General features: G+C 69.5%; 16 protein-coding genes. 9 read left to right on the top strand and 7 right to left on the bottom strand.

What is annotated here, in order from left to right; all coding sequences use genetic code 11:
* Nucleotides 1–12: 12 nt before the first annotated feature.
* From ccoO to OSC30_RS14775, 8 genes are read left to right on the top strand one after another with little or no spacing between them, the layout of a single operon-like run.
* Nucleotides 13–666 (top strand): cytochrome-c oxidase, cbb3-type subunit II, encoded by a 654-nt coding sequence (ccoO, locus tag OSC30_RS14740; protein WP_267172624.1) that lies wholly within the window; start codon nucleotides 13–15, stop codon nucleotides 664–666.
* Nucleotides 663–890 carry a cbb3-type cytochrome oxidase subunit 3 gene (locus tag OSC30_RS14745; protein ID WP_267172625.1) on the top strand — a complete coding sequence of 76 codons (228 nt, stop codon included), beginning with the start codon at nucleotides 663–665 and terminating at the stop codon, nucleotides 888–890. Before ccoO ends, OSC30_RS14745 begins: the two co-directional genes overlap by 4 nt.
* Complete coding sequence (ccoP, locus tag OSC30_RS14750) at nucleotides 887–1,804, top strand: cytochrome-c oxidase, cbb3-type subunit III (RefSeq protein WP_267172626.1); 918 nt, start codon at nucleotides 887–889, stop codon at nucleotides 1,802–1,804. The genes OSC30_RS14745 and ccoP overlap by 4 nt, the downstream gene beginning before the upstream one ends.
* Nucleotides 1,779–2,069, top strand: a complete 291-nt coding sequence (locus OSC30_RS14755; protein ID WP_267172627.1) for a hypothetical protein — start codon at nucleotides 1,779–1,781, stop codon at nucleotides 2,067–2,069. Before ccoP ends, OSC30_RS14755 begins: the two co-directional genes overlap by 26 nt.
* Nucleotides 2,066–4,297 carry a heavy metal translocating P-type ATPase gene (locus tag OSC30_RS14760; protein WP_267172628.1) on the top strand — a complete coding sequence of 744 codons (2,232 nt, stop codon included), beginning with the start codon at nucleotides 2,066–2,068 and terminating at the stop codon, nucleotides 4,295–4,297. The genes OSC30_RS14755 and OSC30_RS14760 overlap by 4 nt, the downstream gene beginning before the upstream one ends.
* A complete protein-coding gene (ccoS, locus tag OSC30_RS14765; RefSeq protein ID WP_267172629.1) occupies nucleotides 4,294–4,506 on the top strand; it encodes a cbb3-type cytochrome oxidase assembly protein CcoS in 213 nt (70 codons plus the stop codon). The genes OSC30_RS14760 and ccoS overlap by 4 nt, the downstream gene beginning before the upstream one ends.
* Nucleotides 4,503–4,955 (top strand): azurin, encoded by a 453-nt coding sequence (gene azu / locus OSC30_RS14770; protein WP_267172630.1) that lies wholly within the window; start codon nucleotides 4,503–4,505, stop codon nucleotides 4,953–4,955. Before ccoS ends, azu begins: the two co-directional genes overlap by 4 nt.
* A 51-nt stretch (nucleotides 4,956–5,006) precedes the next feature.
* The gene (locus OSC30_RS14775) at nucleotides 5,007–5,411 is read left to right on the top strand and encodes a group III truncated hemoglobin (RefSeq protein ID WP_267172631.1); all 405 of its coding nucleotides are present in this window, start codon (nucleotides 5,007–5,009) and stop codon (nucleotides 5,409–5,411) included.
* Nucleotides 5,412–5,536: 125 nt separating this feature from the next.
* Here the strand turns inward: OSC30_RS14775 and tpx are convergent, their stop codons facing one another.
* Nucleotides 5,537–6,037 carry a thiol peroxidase gene (tpx, locus tag OSC30_RS14780; RefSeq protein WP_267172632.1) on the bottom strand — a complete coding sequence of 167 codons (501 nt, stop codon included), beginning with the start codon at nucleotides 6,035–6,037 and terminating at the stop codon, nucleotides 5,537–5,539.
* Between the two features lie 25 nt (nucleotides 6,038–6,062).
* Complete coding sequence (locus OSC30_RS14785) at nucleotides 6,063–6,500, bottom strand: CopD family copper resistance protein (RefSeq protein WP_267172633.1); 438 nt, start codon at nucleotides 6,498–6,500, stop codon at nucleotides 6,063–6,065.
* Nucleotides 6,501–6,828: 328 nt separating this feature from the next.
* Here OSC30_RS14785 and OSC30_RS14790 point away from each other — a divergent pair, with 328 nt between their 5' ends.
* Complete coding sequence (locus OSC30_RS14790; protein WP_267172634.1) at nucleotides 6,829–7,938, top strand: PLP-dependent cysteine synthase family protein; 1,110 nt, start codon at nucleotides 6,829–6,831, stop codon at nucleotides 7,936–7,938.
* A gap of 92 nt (nucleotides 7,939–8,030) precedes the next feature.
* On the opposite strand, the gene OSC30_RS14795 is transcribed toward OSC30_RS14790, so the two are convergent.
* From OSC30_RS14795 to OSC30_RS14815, 5 genes are all read right to left on the bottom strand, one after another.
* Nucleotides 8,031–8,513, bottom strand: coding sequence for a DnrO protein (locus OSC30_RS14795; RefSeq protein WP_267172635.1), 483 nt, complete (start codon nucleotides 8,511–8,513; stop codon nucleotides 8,031–8,033).
* A 251-nt stretch (nucleotides 8,514–8,764) separates the two neighbouring features.
* Entirely contained in the window at nucleotides 8,765–9,319 is a 555-nt protein-coding gene (locus tag OSC30_RS14800; protein WP_267172636.1) for an SCO family protein, read from the bottom strand.
* Between the two features lie 10 nt (nucleotides 9,320–9,329).
* Nucleotides 9,330–10,109, bottom strand: coding sequence for a formylglycine-generating enzyme family protein (locus OSC30_RS14805; protein WP_267172637.1), 780 nt, complete (start codon nucleotides 10,107–10,109; stop codon nucleotides 9,330–9,332).
* Between the two features lie 3 nt (nucleotides 10,110–10,112).
* Nucleotides 10,113–11,627 carry a copper-containing nitrite reductase gene (nirK, locus tag OSC30_RS14810; RefSeq protein ID WP_267172638.1) on the bottom strand — a complete coding sequence of 505 codons (1,515 nt, stop codon included), beginning with the start codon at nucleotides 11,625–11,627 and terminating at the stop codon, nucleotides 10,113–10,115.
* 133 nt (nucleotides 11,628–11,760) lie between these two features.
* A complete protein-coding gene (locus OSC30_RS14815) occupies nucleotides 11,761–12,999 on the bottom strand; it encodes an NnrS family protein (protein ID WP_267172641.1) in 1,239 nt (412 codons plus the stop codon).
* Between the last annotated feature and the right edge of the window lie 297 nt (nucleotides 13,000–13,296).

Genomic DNA, 13,296 nt, shown 5'->3' on the forward strand with positions numbered 1-13,296 from the left:
GAACCCCAAGTCATGGCTTACAAGCATTTCGAAATCATCGAGAAGAATGCCGCGCTGCTGGGCATCCTGACCGCGATCATGGTGTCGATCGGCGGCCTGGCCGAGATCACGCCGTTGTTCATGGAAGCGCACGCGGTGAAGGCGCCGGCCGGGGTCAAGCCCTACGACCCGCTGCGGCTGGCCGGCAAGGACGTCTACGTGCGCGAAGGCTGCTACCTGTGCCACTCGCAGATGATCCGCGCGCTGCGCGCCGAAACCCAGCGCTATGGACACTTCTCCACCGCGCAGGAGTCGGTCTACGACCGTCCCTTCCAGTGGGGCTCCAAGCGCACCGGCCCGGACCTGGCGCGCGTCGGCGGCAAGTACACCGACGACTGGCAGCGCCTGCACCTGGAGGATCCGCGCCAGGTGGTGCCGCAGTCCAACATGCCGGCCTACCCGTGGCTGGAACACAACAAGATCAGTGCGGAGGATATCGAGGCGCGCATGCGCGTATTGCGCCAGCTGGGCGACCCCTATACCGACGCGGACATCGCCAGCGCCAGACAGGCGCTTGCCGGCAAGACCGAGATGGACGCGCTGATCGCCTACCTGCAGGGCCTGGGCATCCAGAACGAGCCGGCGGGCAAGGTGCCGGTGCCGACCGGTCACGGAGGCATGCCATGAACCATCCCATGATGAACCCCTTCTGGGGACACCTGACCGGCGCGGTCACCGTGCTGCTGATGCTGGTTTTCATCGGCATCTGGATCTGGGCCTGGCGCAAGCGCCACCGCTCCACCTTCAAGCGGATGAGCGAGCTTCCCATGGAAGACAAACCGGAAGGACCGGTGCCGGGCAACCCGCGTACCGCTGGGAAAGACAAGCATGACAAGGGTGAACAGCCGTGAGTCCGGGTTGGTCGTTGTGGGTGATGTTCCTGGTGGTGCTGAACTTCGGCATCACGTTCCTGCTTTACCTGTGGGCACCGCGGGCGAAAATCCCGACACTGTCGGATGACACCTCGGGCCACGTGTGGGCCCACGGCACCATCCGCGAGGGCGTGCGCAACCTGCCGCTGTGGTGGCTGTTGCTGTCCGGCGCCATGTTCGTCGCCGGCGCCGCCTATCTGGTGCTCTACCCCGGCTTCGGCAACCACAAGGGCATCCTGGGCTGGAGCGCGCACGGCGAGCTGGCCAGGGCCGAGTCGATCAACAACGCCAAGCTGGACGAACTGGTGGTGCGCTTCCGCCAATACCCGGTCGAGCAGCTGGCCGACGATCCGGCCGCGCTGCAGATGGGCGAACGCCTGTTCGTGGACAACTGCGCCGCCTGCCATGGCCGCGGTGGCTACGGCAACGTCAAGCTGGGCGCGCCCAGCCTGATCGACGACGACTGGCTCTACGGCGGCAGCGGCAAGGACATCCTGTCCTCCATCCATGACGGCCGCAGCGGCCTGATGCCGCCGTGGGCGAGCCTGGGCGAGGACAACGTCAAAAACCTGGCCAACTACGTGCTGAGCCTGTCCGGCTCGCCGCACGACGCCAGTCGCGCCGCCGCCGGCCAGCCGCTGTTCACCACCTGCGCGGCCTGCCACGGCGCGCAGGGCAAGGGCAATCCCGCGCTGGGCGCGCCCAACCTGACCGACCACATCTGGCTGCATGGCGGCAAGTTCGAAGATGTCGTGCACACCATCGGCGGCGGCCGCCAGGGCCACATGCCGGCCTGGAGCAAACGCCTGACCGACGACCAGATCCGCGTGCTGGCCGCCTACGTCTACCACCTGTCCCGCCAAGGCGATGCAGCAGCGCAAGCCTCCCGCTGAAGCGGCGCCGGCACGAGCCGACGCCTGGTACCGGCAGCCCGTGCTGTGGCTGGGCGCGGTGATCCTGGTCGCGTCGCTGGCCGGCTGCATCTGGACCATCGTGCTGAGCTCGCGCTACGCCGACGTGCCGGTGGAGGACGCCCATCCGCACACCTTGCTGGACATGCCGGTGCACGGGGCGGACGCGGCCAAGGCGGGCGCGGGCAGCGGCAAGTCCGCGCGTGCATCCGATGCCGCGGCCGGCGAGCCGGGACGCACCCCATGAACGCCGTTGGCGCACACGCCGCGTGGCTGCATCCGCGGCTGGCCGCCCAGGTGGTGCGGCCGCGCCGCGACGGACGCGCGGAGACCGTGCTGCGCATCGAAGGCCTCGCCGACGCACGCCAGGTGCTGCGCCTGGACGAGCGCCTGCATGCGTTGCCCGGCGTCAGCCGCGTGGCAATCGACGCCCGCGCGCAACGCGCGCGCATCGTGTGGGACCCGGCCCGCCTCGCGCTGCCGCAACTGCTCGACGCCTTCGCCGCTGCCGGCTGCAGCGCACGACCACTGCGCCGCGACCAGATCGACGACGCCCGCAGCGGCGAGGCCACCGACGCGCTCAAGCGCCTGCTGGTCGCCGGCATGTGCGCCATGCAGGTGATGACCTACGCCTTCGTCATGTACATCGGCGTGGTCGATTTCGTCGACTTCACCACGCGTGGGCTGTTTCGCTGGCTCAGCCTGCTGACCACCGCGCCGGTGATCGCCTACTCGGCGCAGCCGTTCCTCGCCGGCGCCTGGCGCGAACTGCGCATGCGCCGGCTGGGCGTAAACCTCACCGTCTCGCTGGCGATCGTGCTGACCTTCGGCGCCAGCGTGTGGAGCACCGTGCGCGGCCACGGCGAGATCTATTTCGATTCGGTCAGCATGTTCGTGTTCCTGCTGCTGGCGGCGCGCCACGTCGAGTTGCGCGCGCGCCACGCCAGCGGTGCGCTGGGCGAGGCCGCGCAGGACGCCACGCCACTGCTGGCCGAACGGCGCCGCGCCGACGGCAGCCTGGAAACCGTGCCCGCGCTGGAACTGCTCGCCGGCGACCGCGTGCGCATCGCCGAGGGCGGCACAGTGCCGGCCGATGGCGTGCTGGAGAGCGCCTCGATCGAGGTGGACGAGGCACTGCTCTCGGGCGAATCGCACCCGCGGCGGCGGGAGCGTGGTGAGCGGCTGGTCGCCGGCTCCGTAGTGCTCGGCGGACCGGCCGACCTGCGCGTGGAGCACAGCGGCGATGACACCACCGCCGCGCGCCTGGGCCGGCTCGCCGGCCGGGCGCGCCAGGCGCGCGAGCCGGTCGACGCGGCCGACCGCGATGCCAGCCGCTTCGTGCTGCGCGTGCTCGTGCTCACCGTGCTCACCGCGCTGGCCTGGCTGTACATCGACCGCACGCGCGCCTTCGATGCGGCCGTCGCGGTGCTGGTGGTGGCCTGCCCCTGCGCCTTCGCACTGACCCGCCCGGCCGCGCTCACCCGCGCGCTGGCCGTGCTCGCCGGCCGCGGCGTGCTGGTGACCGAGCCGGCCGCGCTCGACACGCTCGCCCGTGTCGACTACGCGCTGTTCGACAAGACCGGCACGCTGACCACGCCCTGGCTCGAGCCCGATGCGGTCGAGCCGCTGCGCGAGGGCCTGGCGCCCACCGACGCGCTGCGACTGGCCGCCGCACTGGCGCGCGAGAGCACCCATCCGCTGGCCGCCGCGCTGGCCGCCGCGTGGACCGGCGATACGCCGCCGGTGGAATCGCTGGTGATCACCGCCACCGCCGGCATCAGCGCCGAGGTCGATGGCCACGCGCTGCGCCTGGGTCGGCCCGATTTCGCGCTGGCGCCGAGCGGCCGCGCCGTGCCGGCGAGTGCCGCCGGCACCCTGCTACTGGCCGATATCCACGGTCCGCTGGCCGCTTTCCATGTCAGCGAAGCACCACGCGCCGATGCCGCCGCCACGTTGCAGGCGCTGCGCCGCGAAGGCATCGTCACCGCACTCGCCAGCGGCGACACCCGCGCCCGCGTGGCCACCGTCGCCAGCGCGCTGGGCATCACGCGCTGGGCCGGCCGCCAGTCGCCGGCGGACAAGCTGGCGCTGCTCGAGGTGGCGCGCACGCAAGGCCACGTCACCCTCGCCATCGGCGACGGCAGCAACGACGCTCCGGCGCTGGCCGGCGCGGACGTCTCCGCGGCACTTGCCTCCGGCACCGATCTGGCCCAGGCGCACGCCGGCGTGTTGCTGGCGCGCGGCCGCCTGGACGGGCTGCTTCAGGCGCGCCGCATCGCGCGCGAACTGGCCCGCGTGGTCGCCCAGGGCCGGCGCTGGTCACTGGCTTACAACCTGCTGGCCGTGCCTTTCGCCGCCGCCGGCCTGGTGCCGCCGTGGCTGGCCGCGATCGGCATGTCGGCCAGTTCGCTGGTAGTGGTGCTCAATGGCCTGCGCGTGGGCCGCGGGCACGCCGCCCCGGCGTTGCGCGCATGAACATCCTGCTGGTGCTGATCCCGGTTACCGGGGTGATCGTATTGGTCGCCGTGGCCTTGTTCTTCTGGGCCGCCAACCACCAGCAGTTCGACGACCTGGACAGCCCCGCCGTGCTGCCGCTGATGGAGGACGAGCCGCTCGACGGTCCGGCCCCGACCGGGGCACCGGCACCCTCCCCTTCCCCCGAAAGCAAAGGAGAGTCTCCGTGAAACGCCGTCTGTTCGCTGTCGCCTTGCTTGCCCTCGTCGCCGCCCCGACCTGGGCCGCGTCCAACTGCTCGACCACCATCCAGGGCAACGACGCCATGCAGTTCGACCAGAAGTCGATCGTGGTGCCCAACACCTGCAAGCAGTTCACCATCACGCTCAAGCACGTGGGCAAGCTGCCCAAGGCCGCGATGGGCCACAACGTGGTGGTGTCCTCCACCGCCGATGAGCCGGGCATCGTCGCCGACGGCGCCAAGGCCGGCATCGACAACAACTACATCAAGCCCGGCGACAGCCGCGTCATCGCGCACACGAAGATCATCGGCGGTGGCGAGAGTGACTCGACCACCTTCAAGGTCGATGCGCTCAAGCCCGGCCAGGATTACAGCTTCTTCTGCTCCTTCCCCGGCCACGCCGCCCTTATGAAGGGCACGATCAGCCGCGCCAAGTAATATGGGAGCCGCGCCGCGGCCACACCGCGGCGCGGCCCAACCGATAACGACATGTCCGAATCCACGCTCAACGAAACCGCGATCGCTCGCCTGGTCGATCATTTCTACGACAAGGTCACCGCCGATCCGATGATCGGCCCGGTGTTCAACGCCGTCGTCCACGATTGGCCGGAACACAAGCGTCTGCTCACCTCGTTCTGGTGCTCGGTGGCGCTGCGCGCCAACAGCTACCGCGGCAACCCGATGTCCGCGCACCGGCAACTGCCGATCCGCGCGGAACATTTCGACCACTGGCTGTCGCTGTGGCGCGCCACCTGCGCCGAGGAACTGGATGAGGCCGGCGCGACGCAGATGATCGACTATGCCGAACGCATCGGCCGCAGCCTCAAGTACGGACTGGGCCTGAACCCGAACGCCCGCGGCATCGGCGTGCCGCTGGTTTCCGTCAGCCGCTGACTTCCCGACCGGGGAGTCCGCGCCGGCTGCACGGGAGCCCCGTAGGAGCCCACTCGTGGGCGATGCACTTCCCCGGCCGAGCCAAAAGCATCGCCTGCAAGTGGGCTTCTGCAACAAGCCTGGTGCTAGCCCAAAGCCGCCAGCGCCGCGTCGTAGTCGGGCTCGTTCGTCAGCTCGTCCACCAGCTGCGCATGCAATACGCGGTTGTCCGCATCCAGCACCACCACCGCGCGCGCCGCCAGGCCGGCCAGGGGACCGGTGGCCAGCGCCACGCCGTAGTCGCCCAGGAAATCGCGGCCGCGCATGGTCGAGAGCATCACCACCCGGTCCAGCCCTTCGGCGCCACAGAAGCGCGCTTGCGCGAACGGCAGGTCGGCCGAGATGCACAGCACCACGGTGTTCTCGAGCTTGGCCGCCAGCTCGTTGAAGCGGCGCACCGAGGCGGCACATACGCCCGTATCGATGCTGGGGAAGATGTTGAGCACCTTGCGCTGGCCGGCGTAGCTGGACAACGTCACGTCGGCCAGGTCCTTGCCGACCAGCGTGAACGCCGGTGCCGCCGCACCCTTGGACGGGAACGCGCCCGTGACCTCGACCGGCTCGCCCTTGAACTTCACTTTCGACATGACGCTTGCTCCTTGGGGATGGGACTTACAAGTAGAACATGGTCTTGGCCAGGAACACGATGCCGACCATCAACGCCAGCACCACGCGATGGGTGTGACGGAAGCGGCACCCACTCATGCGCCCACGCGCCCCGGTCCATACCGCATTGACGAACACGCCGAGCACGCCGAACGCCAGCGCAACCTTGAGCAGCAGGAACCCGCCGAAGCGCGTGCCGACGCAGGCGATGCCGTCGCAGCGGATGTCGAACAGCATGCCACCGCTGACGAACAGCAGCAGCACCACGAACGGCATGAACCGGCGCACGCGCGCCATCACCGCCTGTTCGATGGTGGCCATGGTCGGCGCATCGAAGCGCTTGTGCAGGCCCTCCAGCACGAACACCTCGAACGCCGCCGCGCCGACGAACACGATGGCGCAGGCGAGGTGGATGAGCAGAATCCAGGGATACCAGGTGGCCATGACAAGGCCCTCGCGGCCTTTTGCGACAAGCCGCCAGCTTGCGCCGCTGCGCCCGGCCGGGCCATGACCTGCATCAGGGCACAGGCAAGCGCGAAACCAGCGCCACCGGCGCTCGCGGCCGGCCACCGGCTGCGACATTGCGCCCACGGCGGACCGTGTTCGTGCTGACCTGGGTCAAGCGCGCTGGCCCGTGCATCGTCGAGCATGGATTTGTCCCGGGCGGAAGAACCGCGATGCGACCTGGCTCGCGTGCTGCCCGGCATTCCCATCATGCACCACGCGTGGCTGCGCAGACGCCTCGGCACGAGCGCCCCTCACCGGAAACCTCATGGAAAACACCTTGCGCCTCATCGACCCGCCACGGCAGGCCACGCGGCATTGGGTGCACGGCGCGCTGGACACGCTCGCCCAGGAAGCCGCACGCTCGGCCGACACGCACCTGCTCAAGCTGGCGCTTGCCGGCTTTCCGGGCATCGACTTCTATTTCAAGGACGAATCGGCCCATCCCAGCGGCAGCCTCAAGCATCGTCTGGCGCGTTCGCTGTATCTCTATGCGCTGTGCAACGGCCGCCTGCACGAGGGTCAGGCCGTGGTCGACGCCTCCTCCGGCAGCACCGCGATCTCCGAGGCCTGGTTCGCGCGATTGCTGGGCCTGTCCTTCACCGCGGTGATGCCCGCGTGCACCGCGCCGCGCAAGATCCGCGAGGTGCAGGCGCTGGGCGGCACCTGCGACCTGGTCGATGACCCGTCCCAGGTGCACGCGCGCGCCGCCGCACACGCCGCGCGCGGCGCCAGCCACCTGGACCAGTTCGGCCGGGCCGAGCGCGCCACCGACTGGCGCGGCAACAACAACATTGCCGAATCGATCATCCAGCAGATGGTGCGCGAGCCGCAGCCGGTGCCGGCGTGGATCGTCTGCGGCGCCGGTACCGGCGGCACTTCCGCCACCATCGGCCGCTACCTGCGCTACCGCCGCCTGGACACCCGCCTGTGCGTGGCCGAGCCGGCGGGCAGCGGCTTCGTGCAGGGCTGGCGCACGCGCGACCGCGAGGCGGTGGCGCAGCGGCCGACGCTGATCGAGGGCATCGGCCGCCCGCGCGTGGAACCGGGCTTCCTGTTCGACGTGGTCGACCAGGTGGTCGAGGTGCCCGACACCGCCTCCATCGCCGCCACCCGGTTGCTGGAGGAACTGCTCGGCCGCCGCTACGGCGGATCGTCGGGCACCAACCTGGTCGCCTGCCTGCAGCTGGCCTCGGGGATGCGTGCCCGTGGCGAGCGCGGCAGCATCGTGAGCCTGCTGTGCGATCCGGGCGAACGCTATGCCGAGACACTGTTCGACCCGGGGTGGCTGGCCGCGCGGGGAATCGACATCGCACCCGCGCGTGAGGCATTGACACGATGCGTGGCGAGCGGGCGCTGGCTGCCACCGTTGGGGTGACGGCTCAGCGCAAGAGCGCCTCCATCCGCCCTTCGCCCCCGCCGTGCGGGGAAGGTCACATCCACGCCTGGCTTTTGCGGCACCAGGCGGGGTCAACGCGCTCCGGATGTAGGCGTATGCCAACGTGGTGCATCGAAGTAGCGCGGGTAGTCGGCCACCGCGGTGCGCATGGCTTCCACCTGCGCCATGTCCTGCGGGTCGGCCCTGAATTCCCGCGCGGCGCCAAGCAGCGACACCAGCATGCCGTGAAGTACGGCATCCCTCTGGGGCGGCAGCTTGCACCTGGCGAAGATGTCGGCCGCCGCCTGCTCGATCAGGCCCACGCGGTCGAGCGCCATGGTCAGGTCCATGTGGCCCATCTCGTAGTGGCGCAATTCCTCCAGCGCGGTATGGATCCGGTCCATGCCATCGCGCAGCGCGGCATCGGTATCCCAACGCTGCGCCCGCGGTGGCACCGCTGGGGTGACGTGGGCGTGCGTGGCGTGGTCGTGCTGCGCGCGGGCCGGCGCGGACTGCATCGCGGCGCCCAGTGCCAGGGCGGCAAGCAGCGCGAACGGGGGGGTCATCGGGAACATGCGGGACTCCTGCAGGCGGCTTTGCCGGGACGAAAAAATGGCGGGTGACCTTGGGCCCGCCCGGCGTGGTCAGCGACAGACCGATCCACGTAGGCGCGTCGCGGCACAGGGCATGGATCGGGTCGCTCAAGCGGAGGCGCGTCTCAGGTCCACCTGCCAGCGCCGATGTGACAGAAGAAGCGAGTGGCATCGAGCGCGATTCTTCTCCGTGAACCCGGGCCGATGACGGATGAGTACGCGCTTCCACCAAATCAGTCGCCAGCGAGCTTGCGCACGGCGGCCACGAACTCGGGATCGATGCGGCCGATGATGCTGGTGCGCGCCACGATGCGCCCTTCCCCGTCGAGCAGCAGCAAGGCGCTGGAGTGGTTGTACTCGCCGTCGGGCAGCTTGCGGTACTGCACGCCCAGCAGCGCGGCGAGCGCGCGGGTGTCCTGCGGTTCGGTGCGCGCCAGGGTCCACCAGCGCGCATCGAGCCTGTGCGCGGCGGCGTAGCGGCGCAGCGCATCGACGTTGTCGCGCGCAGGATCGAAGCTCACCGCCAGCAGGCCCACACGGCCCGGCTCGCCGGCGGCGCGGCGGGTGGCTTTCATGGTGTCGATGATCATCGGGCAGACCATCGTGCAGGAGGTATAGAACATGCTCACCAGTTGCGGCTCGCCACGGCGCGCGGCCAGCGGCGCGGTGTGGCCGTCCTGGCCGGTCAGCGGCACCGCCATCTGGTAAACCGAATCGGTCGGCAGCGGCGAGGCGGCGTGAACGCCGCCGGCAAGCAGCGCCGCGAGCGTCAGCAACAATCGTTTCATGGCGAATCCTTCAGTCGGGCTTTGCGCAGCGGAAGCCGAGGTTGACGGTGGTGTCGGTGGCCTTGAGCGAAGACAGCATCGCCACGCGCATCAGCGTGGCGTAGTTTTCCTTCTGCTCCATGGTGATGGCGCCGGCGCCGCAGAACTTGAACTTGTCGGCGCCGTCCTGCTCGCGGCTGTCGGCGCTGGTCATCATGGCGTTGAAGTCCTCGACCCATTCCCACACCAGCCCGTTCAGGTCGCGCACGCCATGGATGTCGGGCTGGCCGCCGACCGGCGGCAGCGCCTGGTTGGAGGGGCGCCCGTACCAGGCCAGCACGCGGTCGCGCCAGGCCGGATCGCTGCGTGCATCGGTGCGGGTGGCATCGGCGGCCGCGGCGTATTCCCACTCGTACCAGGTCGGCAGCCGCGCGTGCTCGCTTTCGCAGTAGGCTTGGGCGGCGAACCAGCTCACCTGGGTCACCGGCTGGCGTGGCAGAGCGCCGGGGCCGAGCGCGTCGGGCGCGGCCCAGTGCGACAGGTAGCGCTTTTCGGCGAACACGTTCGGCACGCGGTCCCGACGCCATTCAGGGTGGCGTTTGACGAACGCCAGGAACTCGGCATTGGTCACCGGCTCGGTGCGCAGGCGAAAGGGTTCGAGGATCGCCGGCGCCGCCTTGCCATCGGCCGGCAGCACGCTGGCGAAGCGGCCGCCCGGCAGCGGACGGTATGCCGACGAGGTATCGTCCGCTGCCGCGGCCGGCACGGCCAGCAGCAGGCCAAGCAGAAGGAAGGCGAGGCGGCGGCGCATCGGTCAATGCTCCGCGGTCTGCGGCGGAGCCGGCTGGGCACGCACCTTGGCCACTTCTTCCTTGCTCACCTGGCCGCCGGCGTTGCCCCAGCTGTTGAGCACGTAGGTGAGCAGGTTCGCCACTTCGTCGTCGGTGAGCTGGGTCATCGGCGGCATCACCGAATCGTAGTCCTTGCCGTTGACGGTGATCCTGCCGGTCAGGCCGTGCAGCGGGATCGAGATCAGGTGGTTCTTGTCCTGCCCGGCCAGGTAGTCCGACCTGGCCAGCGGCGGGAACACGCCGGGCAGGCCTTCGCCGTTGGCCTGGTGGCAGACCGAGCAGGTGCCGGTGAACAGCTGCTTGCCCGCGGCGATCTGCTCGTCCTTGCTGAGCGTGCCGGCCGCGTGCGCCCGGGCGGCGACGCTGACCGCCTTGAGGTTGGGCTCGGCGCGCTCGGACAGATAGACCGAATCGACCTCCTTGCCCGAGTAGATCGCCTTGTTTTCCTGGCCATCGACCTTGAGGATCGCCAGCGCGCCCTTGTTGAAGGCGCGGAAGATCGAGTGGTCGACCATCACGTAGCTGCCCGGCACGTCGGTGTGGAACTCGACGATGGCCGCGCCGCCGGCGGGGATCAGCGTGGTCTGCACGTTCTCCTGCGGGTGGGTGCCGCCCTCCTGCTGCACGCGGTCGAAAATCTCGCCGATCACGTGGAAACTGGAGACCAGGTTGGGGCCGCCGTTGCCGATGTACAGACGCACCGACTCGTTGGTCCTGGCGGTAAGCGCCTTGTCGCCGGTGAGCGCGCCTTCGTGGCCGTTGAACAGCACGTAGGTGGGGTTCTCGTCGATGGCCTTTTCCATGTCGAACGGCTGGTGGCCCTTCTGGCGGTACTTGCCGGTGGTGTAGAAGTCGCCCTGCATTACGTAGTACTCGTGATCGACCTTGGGCATGCCCTCCGGCGGCTCGACCAGGATCAGTCCGTACATGCCGTTGGCGATGTGCATGCCGACCGGCGCGGTGGCGCAGTGGTAGACGTAGATGCCGGCGTTGAGCGCCTTGAAGGTGAACTGCGATTCGTGCCCCGGCGCGGTGAAGCTCGACGCCGCGCCGCCGCCCGGGCCGGTGACGCCGTGCAGGTCGATGTTGTGCGGCATCTTGCTGTCGGGCGCGTTCTTCAGGTGGAACTCCACCGTGTCGCCCTGGCGCACGCGGATGAAGCTGCCTGGCACGGTGCCGCCGAAGGTCCAGTAGGTGTAGGTGACGCCCTCGGAAATGGGCATCTCCTTCTCGATCACCTCCAACTCGACGATGACCTTGGCCGGATAGTTGCGGTGGATCGGCGGCGGCACGTGTGGCGGGCTGGTGAGCACCGCGTGGATCGGCTCGCCCTGGGGCGGGCCCAGATCGGCCGGTGCCGCGAGCGGCGCGGCGGCTGCGGCCGAAGGCAAGGCGACGTCGGCGGCCTGCTTTCCGGAGCAGGCCGCGAGCGCCAGCATGCTGGCGGCCGCAAGGACGGTGGACAGCATTCGTGACATGTGGGTGTCTCCTGTGGTTCCCGTCATCAGGCTAGATTCCGGGCCACCCACGCGCTTGACCTGGGTCATGCCCACGGCCGGAACCGGCCGTCTGCGTCACCCTGCCACAGGAGGAAATCGTCTCGCGCGCGACCTAGCCGGGCCTGCCGTCCGCGCGGGGCGTGAGGTAGATCCAGGCCGAGCGCACCACCCACGGCAGAAAGGCCACCAGCCAGCCGCAGGCGGCGATCACCAGCCACAGGTAGCTGTCACGCGCCAGCTCCGCCCACACGCGCAGCAGCACCACGCCCTGCAACAGCGCGAAGCACAACCACGGGATCGCCCCCATCTGCATCGGCCGGCCCGAATGGCCCTGCGTCACGCGGGTGACCATCGCCACCAGCATCGAGCCGAAGTAGCCGATGGTCAGCACGTGCAGCGGCGCCAGCCCCAGCACCGGGCCCTGCCCGGCGAACAGGCGGACGCTCTGCACCGTGTACAGCACGAACGCGATCGGCAGCCAGGCAAACGCCAGGTGCAGCACCGCCAGCACGCCCGGGCGCATCGCCTTCCACGGTTGCCAGGCGATCGCGTGCCAGCCGAACAGCAGCGCCAGCGGCGCGTCGACGACCCACAGCCAGGCCTGCGCGTGGACCAGGTCCAGCACCAGGTGCGCCAGCAGCAGCGGCCACGCCAGCGGCAGGCTCCAGGCCGGGCGGCGCACCACGTAGTTCCTGGCCACGTTGCCGCTGAAGAAGGCGATCATGCGATGGCCGACGGTGAAGTAGACCGGGATCAGCAGGCCGAACGTGCCCAGCTTGACGGACAAGCGCGCGCAGTCCGCCGGCGCGCCGAACAGGAAGCCGAGGAAGGCGATCAACCCCAACAGGCCCAGGCAAAGCCCCGCCAGGCACGACCACGCATGCTGGTTGCGCTGCTCCGCCGCACGCAGCACGCCGGCCAGCGTGCCCACGCCGACGAGGTAGCCGAACAGCATCAATGCGATGCCCGCACGCAGCACCCATGGCAGGCCGATCAGGCCGACGTGCGAAAGCAGGTAGCCGACGAACACCGCGCCGGCCACCGCCACATAGCGCTTCGGCCGTATGGGCGGCCGGTTGAGCCACTTCGGAAACGTGGTCAGCAGGAAGCCGAACATGAACATCGGCAGCATGCCGTACTGGGTCAGCACGGCGTGCGCCCAACCCGGCGGCACCGGCGGCTGTGGCCAGCCGTGCCATCCGAAGCGCATCGAGGCCAGTTCCAGCGCCCACCAGGCCATGCTGGTCAGCACCGCCAGCGCACCGGCGAGGAACAGCGGCCGGTGCGGCGCGGCGGCGAGCAGCGCGGCGGTGGGCGGGAAGGTGCCCGCAGGTGATGAGGATTCACGCATAGAGGGGCTCGCGACGGTGGCCATGTGGGCGATTTTCCTTCGCTGCAGTCGAGGCGGCCGTGACCTGGATCAGCGCGATCGGCCAGCCGAGCGGGTATCCCGGGCTGGCGGGGCGGCCTTTGTAGGAACCCACTTGTGGGCGATGCTCTTTGCGGGAGCCGGCCGAAAGGATCGCCCACAAGTGGGCTCCTTGTATGTTGCTCACGCACACACAGAGGTGCGAACCAAGCAAGTGTGTTTCCGGGGAGGCCGTGGGCTCCTTGAGGCGAAATCTTCGACCTCGTCTGTAGAGCGGCC

The organism is Frateuria hangzhouensis (genome assembly GCF_026410505.1).
GTDB lineage: Bacteria > Pseudomonadota > Gammaproteobacteria > Xanthomonadales > Rhodanobacteraceae > Frateuria_A > Frateuria_A hangzhouensis.

What these genes read in the sequence shown, in the direction of transcription:
- OSC30_RS14775 (WP_267172631.1), top strand. Translation starts at nt 5,007, where the DNA reads ATGTCCGAATCCACGCTCAACGAAACCGCGATCGCTCGCCTGGTCGAT.
- ccoO (WP_267172624.1), top strand. Translation starts at nt 13, where the DNA reads ATGGCTTACAAGCATTTCGAAATCATCGAGAAGAATGCCGCGCTGCTG.
- OSC30_RS14745 (WP_267172625.1), top strand. Translation starts at nt 663, where the DNA reads ATGAACCATCCCATGATGAACCCCTTCTGGGGACACCTGACCGGCGCG.
- OSC30_RS14805 (WP_267172637.1), bottom strand. Translation starts at nt 10,109, where the DNA reads ATGCGCCGCCGCCTCGCCTTCCTTCTGCTTGGCCTGCTGCTGGCCGTG.
- OSC30_RS14785 (WP_267172633.1), bottom strand. Translation starts at nt 6,500, where the DNA reads ATGGCCACCTGGTATCCCTGGATTCTGCTCATCCACCTCGCCTGCGCC.
- OSC30_RS14815 (WP_267172641.1), bottom strand. Translation starts at nt 12,999, where the DNA reads ATGCGTGAATCCTCATCACCTGCGGGCACCTTCCCGCCCACCGCCGCG.
- OSC30_RS14790 (WP_267172634.1), top strand. Translation starts at nt 6,829, where the DNA reads ATGGAAAACACCTTGCGCCTCATCGACCCGCCACGGCAGGCCACGCGG.
- ccoS (WP_267172629.1), top strand. Translation starts at nt 4,294, where the DNA reads ATGAACATCCTGCTGGTGCTGATCCCGGTTACCGGGGTGATCGTATTG.
- OSC30_RS14795 (WP_267172635.1), bottom strand. Translation starts at nt 8,513, where the DNA reads ATGTTCCCGATGACCCCCCCGTTCGCGCTGCTTGCCGCCCTGGCACTG.
- OSC30_RS14800 (WP_267172636.1), bottom strand. Translation starts at nt 9,319, where the DNA reads ATGAAACGATTGTTGCTGACGCTCGCGGCGCTGCTTGCCGGCGGCGTT.
- OSC30_RS14755 (WP_267172627.1), top strand. Translation starts at nt 1,779, where the DNA reads ATGCAGCAGCGCAAGCCTCCCGCTGAAGCGGCGCCGGCACGAGCCGAC.
- nirK (WP_267172638.1), bottom strand. Translation starts at nt 11,627, where the DNA reads ATGTCACGAATGCTGTCCACCGTCCTTGCGGCCGCCAGCATGCTGGCG.
- OSC30_RS14760 (WP_267172628.1), top strand. Translation starts at nt 2,066, where the DNA reads ATGAACGCCGTTGGCGCACACGCCGCGTGGCTGCATCCGCGGCTGGCC.
- tpx (WP_267172632.1), bottom strand. Translation starts at nt 6,037, where the DNA reads ATGTCGAAAGTGAAGTTCAAGGGCGAGCCGGTCGAGGTCACGGGCGCG.